The sequence below is a fragment of the Microbacterium sp. genome (assembly GCF_029263575.1).
Lineage (GTDB): Bacteria > Actinomycetota > Actinomycetes > Actinomycetales > Microbacteriaceae > Microbacterium.
On sequence record NZ_JAJUFV010000007.1, the window covers coordinates 26,121 to 42,685 of the forward strand.

Annotated in this window: 15 protein-coding genes and 1 pseudogene; 9 read left to right on the forward strand and 7 right to left on the reverse strand. The window is 68.3% G+C overall.

The window, feature by feature from the left end:
• Positions 1–43 precede the first annotated feature (43 nt).
• The 3 genes from Q1J95_RS01520 to Q1J95_RS01530 all read left to right on the forward strand — a co-directional run bounded on the left by Q1J95_RS01520 (position 44) and on the right by Q1J95_RS01530 (position 3,872).
• A complete protein-coding gene (locus Q1J95_RS01520; RefSeq protein ID WP_300265505.1) occupies positions 44–2,071 on the forward strand; it encodes a hypothetical protein in 2,028 nt (675 codons plus the stop codon).
• Positions 2,072–2,589: 518 nt separating this feature from the next.
• Positions 2,590–3,471: a ParA family protein gene (locus tag Q1J95_RS01525; protein WP_300265506.1), complete on the forward strand. Its 882-nt coding sequence runs from the start codon at positions 2,590–2,592 to the stop codon at positions 3,469–3,471.
• A complete protein-coding gene (locus tag Q1J95_RS01530) occupies positions 3,468–3,872 on the forward strand; it encodes a hypothetical protein (protein ID WP_300265507.1) in 405 nt (134 codons plus the stop codon). Before Q1J95_RS01525 ends, Q1J95_RS01530 begins: the two co-directional genes overlap by 4 nt.
• 84 nt (positions 3,873–3,956) lie before the next feature.
• On the opposite strand, the gene Q1J95_RS01535 is transcribed toward Q1J95_RS01530, so the two are convergent.
• The 7 genes and pseudogenes from Q1J95_RS01535 to Q1J95_RS01565 all read right to left on the reverse strand — a co-directional run bounded on the left by Q1J95_RS01535 (position 3,957) and on the right by Q1J95_RS01565 (position 8,328).
• Entirely contained in the window at positions 3,957–4,541 is a 585-nt protein-coding gene (locus tag Q1J95_RS01535) for a hypothetical protein (protein WP_300265508.1), read from the reverse strand.
• A 29-nt stretch (positions 4,542–4,570) separates the two neighbouring features.
• Complete coding sequence (locus Q1J95_RS01540; RefSeq protein ID WP_300265509.1) at positions 4,571–5,017, reverse strand: hypothetical protein; 447 nt, start codon at positions 5,015–5,017, stop codon at positions 4,571–4,573.
• A 2-nt stretch (positions 5,018–5,019) separates the two neighbouring features.
• The gene (locus Q1J95_RS01545; protein WP_300265510.1) at positions 5,020–5,289 is read right to left on the reverse strand and encodes a hypothetical protein; all 270 of its coding nucleotides are present in this window, start codon (positions 5,287–5,289) and stop codon (positions 5,020–5,022) included.
• Between the two features lie 109 nt (positions 5,290–5,398).
• Complete coding sequence (locus tag Q1J95_RS01550; protein WP_300265511.1) at positions 5,399–6,118, reverse strand: DUF2786 domain-containing protein; 720 nt, start codon at positions 6,116–6,118, stop codon at positions 5,399–5,401.
• Positions 6,119–6,180: 62 nt separating this feature from the next.
• Positions 6,181–7,536 (reverse strand): replicative DNA helicase, encoded by a 1,356-nt coding sequence (gene dnaB, locus Q1J95_RS01555; RefSeq protein ID WP_300265519.1) that lies wholly within the window; start codon positions 7,534–7,536, stop codon positions 6,181–6,183.
• A gap of 197 nt (positions 7,537–7,733) precedes the next feature.
• Positions 7,734–7,967: pseudogene (locus Q1J95_RS01560) on the reverse strand (WhiB family transcriptional regulator); the annotation flags it as partial.
• Positions 7,968–8,034: 67 nt separating this feature from the next.
• Complete coding sequence (locus Q1J95_RS01565; protein ID WP_300265512.1) at positions 8,035–8,328, reverse strand: hypothetical protein; 294 nt, start codon at positions 8,326–8,328, stop codon at positions 8,035–8,037.
• Between the two features lie 457 nt (positions 8,329–8,785).
• Here Q1J95_RS01565 and Q1J95_RS01570 point away from each other — a divergent pair, with 457 nt between their 5' ends.
• The 6 genes from Q1J95_RS01570 (at position 8,786) to Q1J95_RS01595 (ending at position 16,542) form a co-directional block, all read left to right on the forward strand.
• The gene (locus Q1J95_RS01570) at positions 8,786–9,136 is read left to right on the forward strand and encodes a helix-turn-helix domain-containing protein (RefSeq protein ID WP_300265513.1); all 351 of its coding nucleotides are present in this window, start codon (positions 8,786–8,788) and stop codon (positions 9,134–9,136) included.
• A gap of 234 nt (positions 9,137–9,370) precedes the next feature.
• Complete coding sequence (locus Q1J95_RS01575) at positions 9,371–10,459, forward strand: hypothetical protein (protein WP_300265514.1); 1,089 nt, start codon at positions 9,371–9,373, stop codon at positions 10,457–10,459.
• Between the two features lie 68 nt (positions 10,460–10,527).
• Positions 10,528–15,213 carry a helicase-related protein gene (locus tag Q1J95_RS01580; protein WP_300265515.1) on the forward strand — a complete coding sequence of 1,562 codons (4,686 nt, stop codon included), beginning with the start codon at positions 10,528–10,530 and terminating at the stop codon, positions 15,211–15,213.
• A 180-nt stretch (positions 15,214–15,393) separates the two neighbouring features.
• A complete protein-coding gene (locus Q1J95_RS01585; RefSeq protein ID WP_300265516.1) occupies positions 15,394–15,588 on the forward strand; it encodes a hypothetical protein in 195 nt (64 codons plus the stop codon).
• Positions 15,589–15,643: 55 nt separating this feature from the next.
• Positions 15,644–15,988: a helix-turn-helix domain-containing protein gene (locus tag Q1J95_RS01590; protein ID WP_300265517.1), complete on the forward strand. Its 345-nt coding sequence runs from the start codon at positions 15,644–15,646 to the stop codon at positions 15,986–15,988.
• Positions 15,985–16,542, forward strand: a complete 558-nt coding sequence (locus Q1J95_RS01595; protein ID WP_300265518.1) for a hypothetical protein — start codon at positions 15,985–15,987, stop codon at positions 16,540–16,542. The genes Q1J95_RS01590 and Q1J95_RS01595 overlap by 4 nt, the downstream gene beginning before the upstream one ends.
• Positions 16,543–16,565: the final 23 nt, after the last annotated feature.

A 16,565-nucleotide genomic window follows, 5' to 3' on the forward strand; every position in this document is an offset into this window, starting at 1 on the left:
GGGGCCTTCGTTGTACCTACTTCTGAGAGGAAGTCGTGGCTACATGGTAGCGCTGGTCGGCGCACCCGCAAGCGTGCCCCGCCGAAATGGTCTTCGGCGTGTCGCAGAATCGGTCGAACTCTCACGCGAGGACGCGTGGGAGTTGACGCGCGCGATCTCGCCGCGCCCAACGGTGCGTGTCGCATCGGTCGACGCATCCGGCGTGATCGAGAACCGCTACCCCATCGAAGTCGAAACCGCCGGCCCCTCCCCCGATTCCACGTGGGCGATGAACCTCACCGGCCGCGACCACCTCTTCCGGTACCTCGTGTTCGACCTCGACGTGAAGAACGGCAACGTCGGCCGCGACCGAGACCGCCTGTGCCACTGGCTTATCGACCTGAACATCGACTACCTCGTCGCCCGTTCCGGGCCCGAGGGTGGCCTGCACGTCTGGGTTGCGCTCGACGAGCCCGCCTCCGCGCAGACCGTGAAGGACATCGCGCAGCTCGGCAGCCAGCTCCTCCCCACGCTCGACGTGAAGCCGCTCACCAACCCCAGCGCAGGCTGCGTCCGCCCTCCGGGCGCCCCGCACCGAATTGGCGGCTCCTCGCAGATCATCAACGGCGATGTGGGCGTCCTGCACCGTCACGACACCCTCCCAGAGCAGATCGACGCCCTCCGCGAGATGTTCATCGACCTCGGCGCGACCCTCGAGCCCGAGAACATCGTCCCGATGCATGGCGTCCGCCTCGATGACGACGGACTCCCCTACCTCACCGGACCGCGACGTGGCCTCACCCCGCGCATCCTCGACCTCCTCGAGGATCCCTCGCTCGACGGCGACCTGTCCTACCGCATGGCGACCGTGCTGGCGGCGTTCGCCAACGCCCGCTTCCGGCTCTCCGATGTGATCGACGAGTACGGCCACTCCCCCGCCTTCGAGCACGCACGCACCGTTCGCCATTCGAAGACGGTCCGCCGGCCCCGCAGCGCCGAGCAGCAGAGCAAGGTGTTCCGCGGGATGTGGCACCGCGCCGTGGAGTTCGTCGCCGCCAACCCCGCCACGCGCCTCTCAGACGACCCTGACGTCCACCGTCGCCTCTACGACACCGCGAAGGCCGTCGAGCGTGCCCTCGATCGCGCAGACGCGATGCCGGGGTATTGGGGCGCGGACAGGGCCGGGAACGCCGCCCGTCACACCAAGCGGACGACGTACCGACAGCGGGCCGTATTCGACACGGTGCTGCTGTTCATGTTGCAGGGCGCGACCACGACCGTCGAAGCCGATCAGCGGCGGATCGCCCTGCAGACCGGCTACGGACGCACCACCGTGAACGTCGCCCTCCGCGAGCTCACAACGCCGCGGGATCCGGCGGACCCCGAGTCGGCGTGGCTCGTGAGGGTCGGGCATTCCGAAGGGCGTGCGGCTCAGAAGTACAGGCTCCCCAGTCGGTTCTCCACAGGGGAAGACGTAGGGAGTCGGACACAAGTGCTTGCACGCCCCGCCCCCTCCGGGCTCCCCGCTGCAGACCTCCGCCGCATCCTGATGAACCGGATCCTCGCGACGACCACTCCCCTAGCGACTGACACGTTCGCCGCACCTGGCAGCTACGGCCGCACCGCTGGTCTCATCTACGCGATGCTCCCCGAGGACGGTGCGCAGACGGCACGAGAAACGGCTCGTCGCGCAGGGATCTCCTGGGCAGCCGCAGTCGGCCATCTAGAGAGACTCTCTCACGCGAACCTCGCCCGAAGGCTCCCCGACGGCAGCTGGCGCCGCGGCCGAGCCTCCCTGAACGCTGTCGCAATCCATCTCGAGGTGGCCGGCTACCTCGCCGACCGTGAAGCCCGCTACACGACGGACCGGCACGTGTGGGCCTGGTGGTGCGCAGAAGAGCGCTGGATGAGCCAGAACCGGTTCAAGAAGGGCAGAAAGCGGCGCTCCTCCCCCGCCATCGCCCTCTTCGCGGTGAAGACCGGCAATGACTGGCCCCGATACCCACGCGACAGCGCCGGCCGCGGCGACCACCAGGCGGCGAGGAAGATCATCGAGGCCGGACTCGGCTCCGTCCTCACTCTGGCAGCCTAACCCCACGTATTACGCCCATTGCACCCTATGGGCGCTATCCGCTCATTACGCCCACTCCCCTACCCCCATGATTCCGCGGATCCTGCAAGCATTACACCCATACCCCGCAATACGCGATATGGGCGTAATCGGCGCAGTGACGAGCCCCCCGTGTCGCACCTCCGGCCGCAACCTGCTGCCCTGAGGATGCCTGTGCATCTGGCACCGATTGGACGTAATACGTGCTTTGGGTGTCCCAGCGCGGCCTCGAGCGGTCGGGTCTCACACTTCGACGCGGGCACAATGGGCGGTTTGGGCGTAATCCGCCCTATGGGCGTAGTCCTCATCCAGCCCCTGCGTAGAGGCGAGCGCCGAGTGGTCCGTCTGCTCTCCGGCGTCTCCGCACTGTTCCTACGCCCAATACGCGTATTTCACGCATGGGCGTATTGGGCGTGTTCCGCGTGTTGCGCGGTATGGGCGCATCTCGGTGTCTATCCTCAAGTGCGTACCGCCACGACAGAGACCTCGAAAGGAACGTCATGCCCCACACGGTCATGTTCGGCAACCACAAGGGCGGCGTCGGCAAGAGCTCGGTCGTCGTGCAGACTGCGGCAGCCCTCGCGCGAGCAGGAAAGCGCGTCCTCGTGGTCGACATGGATCCACAGGCGAGCTCGTCGGCCTACCTCGGGTTCGTCGAAGACCCCGACAACCCTGTTCCCACGATCAGCGAAGCGCTCCGCTCGAACGAGCGCGGCGCGGGAGAAGGCGCTGTGTACCCGTGCGGATGGGTCGACGACGCGGGGGAGCCGACCCCGGAGGCCAGCCTCATCCACCTCATCCCGTGCCGGGCCGATTTCGAGAACCGAGAGGTTGAAGCGGGCCAGGTCGGGGCAGTCCGGCGACTGCGGAAAGCTCTCGAAGGGTGGACGGACAAGTACGACTACGTGCTCATCGACACGCCACCGCGCCTCGGGCACCTCACGCAGATGAGCATGGCCGCGTCCGACGCCGTGATCATCGTCACCGAGCCCGAGCGCGACGGCACCGTGGCGGCGTTCCGATTCGCGGAGTTCGTCACCGAGCACGCTGAGGACGTGACGAACCCGGATCTTCGCCTGGCCGGTGTCGTGCTGAACAAGAAGCGACGCACGGCGGAGCACCAGCAGCGCAGCGAAGACCTGCAGAACTACTTCCAGGATCTGCTGTGGGATCTGCGTACCACAGAGGACGTTCCTGGGATCGGTGAGCGCGAGCTGTCGCCGACGTGGCTTCCGGGCTGGTCGGTGTTCTCGAACGCGTCGTCGTTCAAGTGCTCGGTCAGCTCACTTCCGGGCAAGCAGGCACGTCAGATCGCGACGGCGTTCGACCAGATCGCCCGGAAGTTGTCGGAGCACTTCGCAGAAGAGGAGAAGGCAGCATGACGACGCAGCGGAAGCGAGAGCCCGTCACTGGCAGCGGCACGACGTTCGCGTCGCGTCCGAAGCTGACGGCGCAGCGGGAACGGCTCGTGCCGACGGGGGAGAGCGGTCGCGAAGCTACGACTGCCGAGAACACCGAGGCGCCGGCGCCTGCGGCGCGTCCCGCCCCGGTGAAGCCGACGAACCGCATGGTGAAGCGCACGATGAATGTGCGCGAGAACACGATCAGCATGATGAAGACCGCGGTGAAGAAGACGCGGGGGCATCCGGGGGGTGCCGAGACGATGACCGCCCTGGTGAACGCCGCGCTCGAGCGTGAGCTGCAGCGTCTCGCGGATGAGTTCAACGGGGGAGAACCGTTCCCTCCGAGTCACGACAACCTGCAGCCGGGGCGCCCCCTTTAGGCGCATTGCGCCCTTTGGGCGTATTACGTGCAATCGCGAGGGGTGGAGCTGCAGTTCAGCTCCACCCCTCGCCGTGTCACTCGGTCAGCCTGCTGGGCACGCCTCACCTTGATGATCGGCCCCGTCGAGGTGCTGCCCGTGTGCCTCACACAGCCCGTAGTCGCGTTCGAGTTCGTCGAGCATCGGGCCGAGGTAGTTGTTCCAGAGGTCGTCGTCGGGATCCGTCTCGCGCACGAGCCGAGCCGCATCGTGTGCGCCACGGTCGTCGAGCGCCGCCGCGACCGCGTCGGTGAGCGTGCTGACGGTGGGGGAGAGGCGGGTGTTCTCCTCGGTGAGGGCGTAGGACGCGAACTGGATCGCGTCGTGGTGCGTGGGGAAGTGGCCCCAGAGGTAGTCGCCTTCGTCGTAGTCGTCGGGACGGTTGCCGACGACGTCCCACGGGGCGCCGAGCCCGGTGTCGTTCTTCGTGATCGTGAACCTCAGCGGTGGGGCGGGCGCGTCGGTGAGCCTGTCCCACGGGTGCCACCCTTCGCTGAGGTCGTCGCATTCTCGGATGATCGCCCCCTCCTCGTCGGGTTGGAGGATCATCGCAGGTGCCACCCCGTGGATGTAGACGAGCGCGCCGAGGGTGCGGCTGGTTGCGGAGGGGAGAGGCGTGAAGGGGGTCATGGTGTCTCCGTTCGACGTTGTCGCTCTGGTTATGCGCGGGCGGCGGGCGCCGCGGTGATCGCCCAGGAACGCAGATCGCTTCCGTCGAGGTCGTCGACGATCCGTGCGTCGAGGTCGTCGCAGAACCGGCGCGCTTCTGAGGCGTCCCACGCGGGGTGTTCCTCGCACTGGTACACGTAGCCGCGGATCGCGTGACGGATCGCGCCGCCCGGGAACGCGCGCCAGGGCTTCCCGGCATCGTCGGGGTCGTACCGGTAGGCGTTCGCCTGCGCGAGGTATCCGGCGTACTCCCGGGATCCCTCGTCGTTGGCGGTGAGGTTGTACCGCCAGGCGACGGCATCGGCGTTCTGCAGCAGCAGCATTCGTCCGAGCGTCGTCCCGACCTCGTGAACCGTCCCGTCGTCGGTGATGCCTTGCTGGATGTGCGCGTGGACGAGCGCGTCGACGTGGGCACTGTCGTGCATGAACGCGGACATGCTCACACCTCCCACTCGATGCGCACCCGGGCGCGGACGCCGCGCGGGTTCGTGTACTCGATGACGTGGAAGGCGTACCCCTGAGCGGCCTCGTACTCACCGCTGCGCACGGATGCACGCGGGTCGATCTCCCAGGGGCCGTCGCCGTAGTCACGCAGGAAGTCCTCGCCGGCGCGCTTGGCGGAGTTGTGGGCGTACTTGTCGACGGATCCGACGTACCTGCCGCTTCCGTCGTCGACGTAGGTGGTCGCGTTGTAGGTGGTGCGCTTCATGGCTGATGCTCCTCGCTGGTTGGGATGTGCATCTCACTCATGCGCGGGGGAGGTGGCGACAGACGGGTGCCCCTGCAGGGTGCGGATTCCTGCAGGGGCACCCGGTGGGTCAGTGCGTGACGGCGCGTTCGCCGGTGTTCGCCTCGAGTCCGGCCCGGTATCCGCCCGCGGCGCCGAGCGAGTCCGTCGAGCGGGGCGCGCGGGCCTTCCGGTAGCCGCGGCCGTCGACGTGCTCGTCGACGCGCTGCTTGCGTGACACGAGCACGAGCTCGGTGCCTGTGCCGGCTTCGCTGACCACCTTGTGTCGGTTGTCGGTGATGCGTTCGGCGACGCCGACGGAGAAGCCGCGGAGGAAGCCGAAGCGTGCGCGGCGCCGGTCGTGTTCGGTGCCGCGCGTGTAGAGCGTGCGGTGCTCATCCCACCAGGAGCGCATCGCGACGAGCGCCTGCACGTGAAGGCTGCGCACGAGCAGTTCGCCCTGTGCGACGTCGGATTCGTAGCCGACGAGGTACAGCACCTCGCTGCCGTGACGGTTCCGGGCCTTGAGGGGGCGGAGGTTGCCGAGCGCGTGCGCGACAGCGCCGCCGAGGCGGACGAGTTCTCGCGCGTAGACACCGTCGAACACGATCGACTTCTCGATGATCTCCTCGCCGGTGTGCCCCGTGCGGGAGCGGCGCTCGTCGATGAGGGCCTGATCGATGCCGTACTTGAGCATCAGGCGTTCGGCGTGCTCGGTGAGCGCTTCGGCTTCCTCGGGCGTGGTCGATTCGGCCTTCGCGAGCAACTGGGCGATCAGCTCGAGGCGCTTGTCGTCCTTCGTGGCAGTCATAGGTTCCTCCTCAGGGGGCGGGCTGTCGCGAAGGGCATGCGCGGGGGCGGGAGAACGCCGGGTTAGTCGAACTGGCCGGGGTCAGAGAACTTCGAGTAGTGCAGGGGAGCGGCCAGCACGAGTTCGGCGGTCGGCCCGTTGCGGTGCTTGGCGACGATCAGGTCGGCTTCGCCGGGACGCGCCTGCTTGTCGTACACCTCGTCGCGGTGCAGGAGGATCACGATGTCGCTGTCCTGTTCGACCGATCCGGACTCGCGCAGGTCGCTGAGCATCGGCCTCTTGTCGGCGCGCTGCTCGGAGCCACGGTTCAGCTGGGAGAGCGCGACGACGGGCACCTGCAGTTCCTTCGCCATGAGCTTGAGCGCACGGGAGAACTCGGCGACTTCCTGCTGACGGTTCTCGACCTTCTTGCCGCTGGTCATGAGCTGCAGGTAGTCGATGACGATCAGCTTGAGGCCGACGCGCTGCTTGAGGCGGCGGCACTTTGCGCGGATCTCCACGAGGGTCATGTTGGGGCTGTCGTCGATGTACAGGGGCGCGTCGTTGATGCGGCCGCGCGTGGCGGCGAGGTTCGTCCAGTCGCGGTTGTCCATGTCGCCCTTGCGGATCCGCGACAGGGGGATGTTGCCCTCGGCGGAGAGCATGCGCATCGCGATCTCGGAACGGCCCATTTCGAGGGAGAACACGATCGTGGGCATTCCGTGGGTGATCGCGGCGGATCGGGCCGTATCGAGAGCCAGCGTCGATTTGCCGACGGCGGGTCTGGCGCCGATGACGATCATCTGGCCGGGCTGGAAGCCGTTCGTGAGGTCGTCGAGCTCGGTGAAGCCGGTGGGGACGCCGGTCATCTCCCCGTCTCGGGACTTCGCCGTCTCGATCTCTTCGAGAGCGGATCCGAGGGCCTGTTCGAGGGGCACGTAGTCCTCGGCCTGTTCCTGGCCGGTGACGGCGTACACCTCGGCTTGTGCCTGGTTGACGATGTCGACGGCGTCGCCCTGCCCGTCGTAGCCGAGCTGTGCGATGTGAGTGCCGGCGTCGACGAGACGGCGGAGGAGGGCGCGTTCCTTGACGATGCTCGCGTAGAAGCCGGCGTTCGCGGCGGTCGGGACGATGGAGGTGAGCGAGTGGAGGTAGTCGGCACCACCGGCGCGCTGCAGATCGCCGGTCTTGATCAGCTCGTCGGTGACGGTGACGACGTCGGTGGGTTCGCCGTGCCCGTACAGGGTGAGGACCGCGTCGAAGATGATCTCGTGCTTGGGCACGTAGAAGTCGCTCCCGCGGATCGTCTCGACGACATCCGCGACGGCGTCCTTGGACAGGAGCATGCCGCCGAGGGTGGACTGCTCGCTGAGGAGGTCGTGCGGGGGAGTGCGGCTGCTGTCGGGCCCGCTGTGGGTGCGCGTCGACGCGGTCGGCATCGGGGGGACGGGCTCGAGAGGAGCCTGCACCTGTTGGGTGTGCTGCTCGACGGTCATGCCGCCCTCCGTGTCTCGTTGTGGCGGGCGCACTCTTTGCAGATGGTGCGTCCGTTCTTGAGTTTGTAGACGTTGTCCGGGGTGAGGTCGTGGCCGCGGAAGCACAACACCTGCACGGGCTTGCTCGTCTCGCCGCGGGCCTTGCGGAGCTTGCGGAGTTCGTTGGGGCTGAGACCGCCCCAGACGCCCTCGGTTTCGCCGTTGCGGAGCGCGTAGGCGAGGCACTGTTCGCGCACATCGCACCGGTTACAGACCTGCTTCGCGGCGTGGTGGGTGCTCTTGCCGCGCTCCGGGAAGAAGATCTCGGGGTCGGTCTGTGCGCACAGCGACTGTGCCATCCACGGTTCCGGCGCGACGATGGTGGCGCTGTTCATCGGGGAGGGGGAGAGGGCGCCCGGAGTGGCGGCGCCAACGGTTCCAGTGGTCATGACGGTTCCCTCCTCAGAACGGGGTGGCTTCGAGGCGGTACGTGTGGGCGGTGAGCATCTGGTCGCGAAGCTCAGAGACGAGCGCGACGACCGTCTCGGTCATCTGCTCGGGCGTCAGCGTGGCGAGCACGTCGCGCGTGGCGTCCGACAAGGTGCGGGCACCGACCGGTGCGGCAGCAGTCGCGGTGGCGGCGGCGAGGGCGACGAGCTCTCGGCCCGCGTCGACCGCGGGGTCGGGGAGCCGGGTGTCGGGGAGCGGCAGGATGGGCGAGAGCGGGGTGCTCGAACCGGTCTCGGTGGTGTTCATGGTGGTGTCCTCCAATCGCGCGCGGGATGCGCTGCGAAGCACATGCGCGGGGCGACAGAGAGGACGTCGCTGCCGGTGCGATGTGGAGTTCCCGTTGGAGGACAGTGTCCGCGCGAACCGTGCTGTAGCGGGGAGGGCACGCATCATCGGGCCCTGATAACCGGTCGGGGTGGGCGTCGTGGTGGCGGTCATGTGCGTGGGCTCTTCTCGTGCGTGGTGGCTACATGGGGATCATGCGCACCGGGAGGTGATGCCCGGCACGCACCGCTGCTCATGCGCGGGCCGGTCCGGGTTCGGCGAGCGGGTGCGCATGATGCAGACGGGACAGGTGCCCGCGCATGGAGGGCCCGAGCCCCACACCGGGTGGGGCAGGGACGGAGAGGACCCGATGACCGAGCCAGATGAGACAGTGGCCCGCCGCGTGTGCGGGACTTCCTCGACCGGGGGGAGGCCGACGATGAGCCGCGAGAAAGCGCGCCGCCTGGCGCGGCATGTCTCCCACCTCCGCGAGATGACGTCGCGCGCGGCCGATACGTTCGAACAGATCCGTCGGGTGCTCGCCCGCACGAACACCCCGCCGCTGCACGTGAAGGTCGCCATGCTCGAAACCATCGGGAAGCTGCACACCGAGACCGCCGCGTGGCGTCGCCGCCTCGCAGCCGATGCGGTGCGCGACGGCATCTCGCAGAGAGTCGTCGCCGAAGCCGTCGGCGTGAGCCGCCGGACCGTGCAGGTGTGGTCGGAAGAGCCCGGCCCCGTGGTGCGTCCGGTGCGCAGCAACTGCGATGCGATCGAGGACGCCGCATGACCGGCCACGAGCAGGACAGACGCGTACGTCGCAGCGCTGCGCGAGTCGATCGGGAATCCCGACGCCGCGCGACGGGGAAGGACACGATGAGCGACGACCTCGATCTCGCGGCACAGCCGGCATGCACCGCCTGCGGGACCGTCCTACACTTCGAAGGACGCGGATACCGGTGCCGGGGGTGTGACCTCACGTTCCTGGGGAACTACGACGGACGCCGGAACGGAGGGCCGGACCGTGAAAGCTGAGGTCATCAACGTCGGGGACGGCGCGTGCTCGATCTACACGGGCGAACGCGAGGTCATGGTCACGGACTGTGGGTCGGGGCCGTCTGGGAATGGCGGTTGGTCGGCGTTCCAGTTGTACGGCGCCTTGGCGAAGCAGACGCCGAAGCTCAAAACGATTGCCGTCACACACTTCGATCGGGACCATTGGCACGGTCTCGCCGCGTATCCGACGTTGGTCACGAGCCTCGCCCATATTGCACTACCGAAGAAGGTGGTGTTTCACACGCCGAGATTCCCCCGAGCCGCACAGACGGTACCCGTCGTGCGTCTCGCTCTCGAAGCGGCGTTCACTGCTTCCGCCGGCCCGCTCAGTGCGGCGCTCGATCTCTTCGGACAGTGGCGTCGCGCTGGCGTTCACGTCTCGCACCGGCCTGTCGCACGAGGGGACACGTTCAATGGCGCTGACGAGACGTGGACATGCCATTGGCCGCCGCGTGATCTCGCCCCGTTCCCGACGCGCACTCGGAATGTGCTCACGGACCTCAACGAGGAGCTTGAGGGCCTCGCGGCGCAGGTGCCGGAAGTGAAAGAAGCGATCGATGTCGTCTACGGGACCGGGTGGTTCCCGGACCAGGCAGACGATTCGGCGGAACCTGTCACCTCGAAGCTCACGGGGAATCAGCTGATCGGTGCAATCAACCAATCGAATCCGACGCTGGACGTCTCCAAGCTCATGGCGAAGCTGCGTCGCTACAACAATGCGATGAGCCTCGTGCACGACGTCAGGGACCGACTGGTCAACTTCGGCGACTGCGAGGGGGTCGGGCTCAGTAGTCTTCTGCGACTCCAAGCGCCCAGTGCGAACACGCTTCGGCTCGCTCATGACTACACGGTGCTCCTCGCGCCGCATCACGGGACGGTGAAGCCGGCGACGCGTGACCGCCCCCTGTTCCCATCCGCGAACACCGTCGCGGCTCAGAACGGCGCTCGGCATCTCGGAAATCAAAAGACGACATTCCTCCGTTCGGTTCTTCGCCCTGGATCGACCGGAGGTGTGGACAACACCCACACGACCAGTCCCCTGCACTACACGGTCTGACCACGGGGCTGCTCGCCGCGTGATTCCGCGCCTGTAGACCCCTCGCCGGACCCGCGCATGCAGGGGGCATGACTGCTACTGCTCTCGATGCGATTCGACTCGCCCTGTCCCTGCCCCCTGGCACCCGCCCTACGCCTGAGCAGCGCGCGACGCTGCGCGGTTTCGAGGGGTGGGGGCCGCTCGCGAAGGCGTTCGACACGACCCCGGAGGGGAAGTGGCTGCAGATCGCCGACGATCTCGACGACCTCCTCAGCGAGGAAGCGTTCGCGCATGCCCGCGATCAGGTCGACACGTCGTTCTTCACCCCGCCGACCGTCACCGACGCCCTGTTCCGTGTGCTCGCGGCGACTGGCTTCACGGGCGGCAATGCGGTTGAGCTCGGGTGCGGTTCGGGCCTGGTGATCGACGCGACACCGGAGGCGTGGGACGTGTCGTGGACGGGTGTGGAGATCGATCCGACCTCGGCGCGCATCGCGTCGCTGTTGAACCCGGACGCGAAGATCCACACCGGGAGGCTCGAAGAGACTGCGCTTGCGGATGGGCAGGCGGATGCGGTGGTGGGGAACGTGCCGTTCTCGTCGGCGCGCGTGCATGACCCGTTGCACGACTTCGACGGGAACCTGCATGGCTATTTCTTCCACCGGGCGATGCTCGCGCTGCGTCCGGGCGGGTACGCCGTCCTGATCACGTCGCGGCACATGCTCGACGGTGGGGATCTGGCGAAGCTCGTCCGCGGGTCGGAGGATGTCGCGTTCATCGGTGCCGTCAGGCTCCCGTCGGGAGTGTTCCCGGGGACGGAGGTTCCGGCGGACATCGTCGTGTTGCGTCGGAACGATGAGGCCCACACGGTCGCCCCGTACCGGTTCGCGGGCGACTTCGAACTGGCCCCGGGACAGTACCGGGAGATGGACATGCGGCCGAGGGTCGGCGGCGGCACGTATGACGCCCAGCCGATCTCCCGCTACTGGGAGGGCCGCACCGGGCAGATCGCGGGTGTCCACGAGGCGACAGGCGCCTACCAGATGCCACTTCGGGTGAAGGCGACGAACCCGGTCGTGGCGATCGAGAAGGCGGTCGCCGAGCTGATTGACAGCGGCCTGCCCGCGTTCACGCCCCGCCAGGCCGGCGACGACCTGTCCGACGTGATCCTCGAATCCCCGCTCGGGCACGCCGAGGGCTCCTTCCAGGTGTGGGAGGACGGGCAGATCGTGAAGATCACCGACGGCCAGTACAAGCCGGTGCGTGCCAGCGAGGAACTGCGGGCACTGATCACGCTGCGGGACATCGCCGTGGAACTGGTCGACCTCGAAGCCGAATATGACCTCGACGATGACGCGCTCGTCCCGATCCGGGAAGTCGCCCTCGACCAGTACGAGGCGTACGTCGCCGAGTACGGCCCGCTGAACCGGGGAACGCTCGTGGAAGGCAAGGTCGACCCGGAGACGGGCCTTCCCGCCCTGTCGTGGCGGCGCCCGCCGATGGCGGGGTTCCGTTCCGACCCGGCGTCGTCGCTGGTGTTCGCGCTCGAGGTATTCGATCAGGACACCGGCGAGGCGGCACCGGCACCGATCCTCACGCGGCGCGTGAACCGCCGCCCCGTGCACGTCGACCGGGTCGATACCGCCGCGGAGGCCGTGTCGGTGTCGCTCGGGGAGTCGGGACGCATCGACCTCGACCGGATCCGGGACTTGCTCGCCCTGCCCGATGAGGAGGCGACGCGTGCCGCCCTGTCGGGCTTGGTGTTCTGGGATGAGCGGGGCGAGTGCGTGTCGGCGGCGGAGTATCTGTCTGGTGATGTGCGTGCGAAGCTCGCCCGCGCCGAGGCGGCGGGCCTGACCGAGAACGCGGAGGCTCTGCGCGCGGTGGTGCCGGATGATCTTGGCCCGTTGGACATCACGATCACGCCGTCGAATCCGCTGATTACTGCCGCGGATGTGGAGGCGTTCATGCGGGACGATCTCGGCTTCCGGGCCGTGAGCGTGTCGGTGGAGGGCACGTCGCGCGTGTGGGACGTGAACCCGCGGCACTGCTGGGGAGAGTCGTCGGAGGCGCGGATGAACTTCGCGACGCCGGACATGGAGCTGGCGAAGATCGTCGAGCACATGCTGATGTCGCGCCTGCCGGAGGTGAAGGATCGCGTCGTCACCGAGGACGGTGAGCGGTATGTGAAGAACCCGTCGAAGTCGGCCGCGGCCGCGGAGAAGGTCGCCCTCCTCGCGGACCGGTTCACGACGTGGCTGTGGGAGGACAAGGCGCGTGCTGAGCGCATCTGCAGCGAGTACAACGCCCGGTTCAATGCGCACGTGCCGCGCGTGTACACGGGGGAGGGGTTCACCTTCCCTGGCCTGGCGGACACGTTCACGCCGTACACGCATCAGCGGGCCGCGGTGGAGCGCATCGTCACCAGCGAGCGGGCATTCATCGCTCACCCCGTAGGCGCCGGAAAGACGGCGAGCATGCTGATGTCGGCGATGACGCTCAAGCAGTTCGGACTCAGTTCCCGCCCGGCGATTGTCTGTCCCAACCATCTCTTGGACCAGATCGCGCGGGAGGCGCAGCAGCTCTACCCGACGGGCCGGTTCCTGATCGCCAGCCGCGACGATCTCACGAAGGATGCCCGGCGCCTGTTCGCCGCCCGGTGCGCGACCGGCAACTGGGATGCCGTGATCATGACGCACGCCGCGTTCACGTCGATTCCCGTCCACCCGGACACCGAGGCGGCATACCTGGCGCGGGAGAAGGCCGCGAAGCGTAAGGCGATGATCGACGCCGAGGCCGGTTCGAAGGGCGCGAAGGCGATCGCTCGGGCGATGAAGTCCGTAGAGGCGAAGATCGGCCGTCTGCGCGACGGCGTCGGCGACAGCGAGGGAACCGTCTGGTTCGATCAGCTCGGCATCGACTGGCTCGCCATCGACGAGGCGCACATGTTCCGTCGCCTCGACACGGGATCCACGAACCGCGATTCGGGGTTCGGGTCGGGAGTGTCCAAGCGGGCCACCGACCTGCACGTGAAGATCGAAGCTCTCGCCGAGAAGCACCCCGGAAAGCCGATCGTCGGCCTGTTCTCCGGGACGCCGTTCAGCAACACGCTCGCCGAGATGTGGGTGTGGCAGCGCATGCTGCAGCCGGACGTGCTTGACCAGATGGGGCTGACGAGCTTCGACGCGTGGACGGGATCGTTCATCCGGTACGAATCGAACATCGAAGTCGCCCCGGACGGTTCCGGGTTCCGCATGTACCGGCGTCCCGTCGGCGTCGTCAACACTCCCGAGCTCAAGACGATGTTCGGGCAGGTCGCCGACATCCTCGACCCCGCCTCTCTCGGCCTCGCACGCCCCGACAGCACCGAGCACACCGTGATCGTGGATCCGTCGCCGCAGCAGGCCGAATACGTGAAGGGACTCGCCGCGCGTGCCGACGCGATCCGCGGCAACAGCCCCACCCCCGACGGGGCCCCCAAAGAGGACAACATGCTCCTCGTGTGCGGCGACGGGCGCGCCATCGCAGTGGACCCGCGGCTGCGCGGCATCGACGAGGAGTCGACGAAGCTGACCCGTGCCGCCGAACTGATCGCTGATGCGCACCACGAGCAGGCAGAGCGCCGGTTCGGCCAGTCACAGACGCCCGGCGCCTTCCAGCTGGTGTTCCTCGACCAGGGCACCCCGAAGCCGGACACGTCAGCGTCGTACGGGCGTCTGCGGGCGATGCTCGTCGCCCGCGGCATCCCCGCCGACCGGATCCGGTTCGTGCACGACGCAAAGACCGACAAGGCCCGTGCCGCGCTGTTCGCGTCCTGCCGGGACGGTTCCGTGTCGGTGCTGATCGGGTCGACGCCGAAGCTCGGCATGGGGACGAACATTCAGACGCGCCTCACGCACATCTGGCATCTGGATGCGCCGTGGCTGCCCGCTGACATGATCCAGCGCGACGGCCGCGGCGTCCGCCCCGGGAACCTCGCCGGACACGTCACGATCACCCGCCTCGCCACCGAGGGATCCTTCGATTCCTTCGTCTATGCCGCCATCGAAAGGAAGTCTCGGTCGTTCGATGCGCTGTACGCGACCGGCGCGACCGCGCGCGAGATCGAGGACGTGTCGCAGGCGACGCTATCGTTCGCTGAGGTGAAGGCCCTCGCCACCGGGAACCCGCTTCTGCTCGAGCAGGCGAAGGTCCGCGCCGAGGTGAAGCGTCTGCAGATGCTCCGTTCGGTTCACCTGCAGTCGGTCAGCGAGGCCCGTCAGCGGGCCGACTTCGCCGAGCAGCGGGCACGGTCGCTGCGCAACGAGGCGGCACTTCTCGACACCGCCGCACCGGCCGCGACTGCCGAGGACGAAGCCGAGAAGCCCGGTCTGGTGCGGCTCGCTGAGGGACACCTGGCGGGCTCGTGGGCGGTCGCCCCCTGGCGGGGCTTCCGTCTCGACCACGGGCGGGCCGGAACGGTGCGGCTCGCACACGAGGGGCGCACGCTCGGCCACGTCGACATCCCCGCGAAGGTCGACCGGCGCGGCGCCGACGGTGTCGCCCGATACCTCGCCGGCCAGGTGAACACCCTCATCGACGAGATGGAGGAGCGGGCGGCGAAGCACCGCGCACGGGCTGTGGAGCTCGACGAGCAGGCCGCAGACGCTCGCGCCGCTGTGGAACGGGCCGTGTTCGACAGTGAGGACGCCCTGCAGGCGGCTCTCGCCGAGGCGGCACGCATCGACACGCTCATCGCCAGCGAGGTGACCGGCGCCGGCGTGCAGGCCGCATGACGCGCACGTAGAGCCCCGCCGGGGGCAACGCGAGACGCCTACCGCCAGATCGTGGCGGTAGGCGTCTCGCCTTGTGTCGTTACCTGCCCATCTCTGATTCTTGCACCTTCCATTTTGGTAGGTTATGTTCGTGGGAGAGCAAGGGAGACAGGCTCCCGGCCACATCATCAGGAGGATGACATGAGCACCTACGCCACCCGCGACGAGGCCATCAACCGCGAGATCATCGACGCCATCGAGGCGGGCGAGGCCAGCCGCGACGAGTTCGACATCGACGCGATCGCCGACGCGGTGCTCGGCGACCACGCCGCCGGCTACGCGGTCCAGGTCGACGAGGCCGAGTTCTGGCAGATCGTCGCCGCCAACGCCCGCTGAGACACGAAGAGCGCCCCACCCGTCGCGGGTGGGGCGCTCGGGATCGGAGACGACGATGACGACCAAGATGACCGGCGCGGAGATCGCCGCCACCCGCCACCTGCTCGGGCTCTCACCGACCGACCTCGCCTACCAGCTCGGCGTGTCCCGCCAGTCCGTGAAGGATTGGGAACGCGGGCGCTTCACAGCACGCGAGGGCGTGGTCGGCGACCTGTATGCGCGGCGCGCGGCGCACGACGCCGAGACGGCGCGCCTGATCCACGGTGCGCAGGACGGGGTGCCGATCGGCCTCCTGTCGGGGCCGAAGCCGCGCGGCTGGTACCTCGCGCTCGGCGCGCGCGTGCTCGACGCCGTGCCCGACGCGATGCTCGAGTGGGCCGAAGACCTGGGGGTCGCATGACCGCCTACGGCGCACCCGACGGCCACGGCCGGTACGGGATGCTCGAGGCCGACGACGGCAAGCTGCGCTGCCACGAGTGCGGGGAATGGCGGGCACACCTCGCCACGCACGCCCGACTCGCGCACGACATCACCGCGGCCGAGTACCGCGAGCGGCACGGCCTCGGCGCGACGACCCGCCTCGTCGGGACCGCGGTCCGCGAGAAGATGCGCGTCGCCTACGACCGGAACCGCGACCTGCACCTCGCCGTGCTCGAGCAGCACCGGGATCCGGGCCTCGCCGCCGCGAACTCGAGGTCGCACACGAAATCGGCTCCGTGGGCGCCCGAGGTGCGCGCGAAGCGACAGGCCGTGGGGCGCGCGAGACGATCGCCCGACCTCACGCCCGAGCAGGCGCGCCGGCTCGGCGACGGTATCGACCTGCAGCAGTGGGCCGACGCCGCACGCGAGCTGCTCGCCGAGGGCGCCACCATCGCGGCCATCGCCCGCGCGAGCGGCGGCATCATGGGGACGACCGTCGCCCAGCGCCTCCGCCGCTACCCGCCCCGCCCCTGACGCCCGCCGGCGCGGGCTCCCCT

Bases quoted from the DNA above. Each gene is read 5' to 3' on its own strand.
- Q1J95_RS01550 (WP_300265511.1), bottom strand. From the start codon at position 6,118: ATGACTGCCACGAAGGACGACAAGCGCCTCGAGCTGATCGCCCAGTTG.
- Q1J95_RS01525 (WP_300265506.1), top strand. From the start codon at position 2,590: ATGCCCCACACGGTCATGTTCGGCAACCACAAGGGCGGCGTCGGCAAG.
- Q1J95_RS01585 (WP_300265516.1), top strand. From the start codon at position 15,394: ATGAGCACCTACGCCACCCGCGACGAGGCCATCAACCGCGAGATCATC.
- dnaB (WP_300265519.1), bottom strand. From the start codon at position 7,536: ATGCCGACCGCGTCGACGCGCACCCACAGCGGGCCCGACAGCAGCCGC.
- Q1J95_RS01570 (WP_300265513.1), top strand. From the start codon at position 8,786: ATGAGCCGCGAGAAAGCGCGCCGCCTGGCGCGGCATGTCTCCCACCTC.
- Q1J95_RS01590 (WP_300265517.1), top strand. From the start codon at position 15,644: ATGACGACCAAGATGACCGGCGCGGAGATCGCCGCCACCCGCCACCTG.
- Q1J95_RS01565 (WP_300265512.1), bottom strand. From the start codon at position 8,328: ATGAACACCACCGAGACCGGTTCGAGCACCCCGCTCTCGCCCATCCTG.
- Q1J95_RS01545 (WP_300265510.1), bottom strand. From the start codon at position 5,289: ATGAAGCGCACCACCTACAACGCGACCACCTACGTCGACGACGGAAGC.
- Q1J95_RS01540 (WP_300265509.1), bottom strand. From the start codon at position 5,017: ATGTCCGCGTTCATGCACGACAGTGCCCACGTCGACGCGCTCGTCCAC.
- Q1J95_RS01595 (WP_300265518.1), top strand. From the start codon at position 15,985: ATGACCGCCTACGGCGCACCCGACGGCCACGGCCGGTACGGGATGCTC.
- Q1J95_RS01520 (WP_300265505.1), top strand. From the start codon at position 44: ATGGTAGCGCTGGTCGGCGCACCCGCAAGCGTGCCCCGCCGAAATGGT.
- Q1J95_RS01535 (WP_300265508.1), bottom strand. From the start codon at position 4,541: ATGACCCCCTTCACGCCTCTCCCCTCCGCAACCAGCCGCACCCTCGGC.
- Q1J95_RS01530 (WP_300265507.1), top strand. From the start codon at position 3,468: ATGACGACGCAGCGGAAGCGAGAGCCCGTCACTGGCAGCGGCACGACG.
- Q1J95_RS01580 (WP_300265515.1), top strand. From the start codon at position 10,528: ATGACTGCTACTGCTCTCGATGCGATTCGACTCGCCCTGTCCCTGCCC.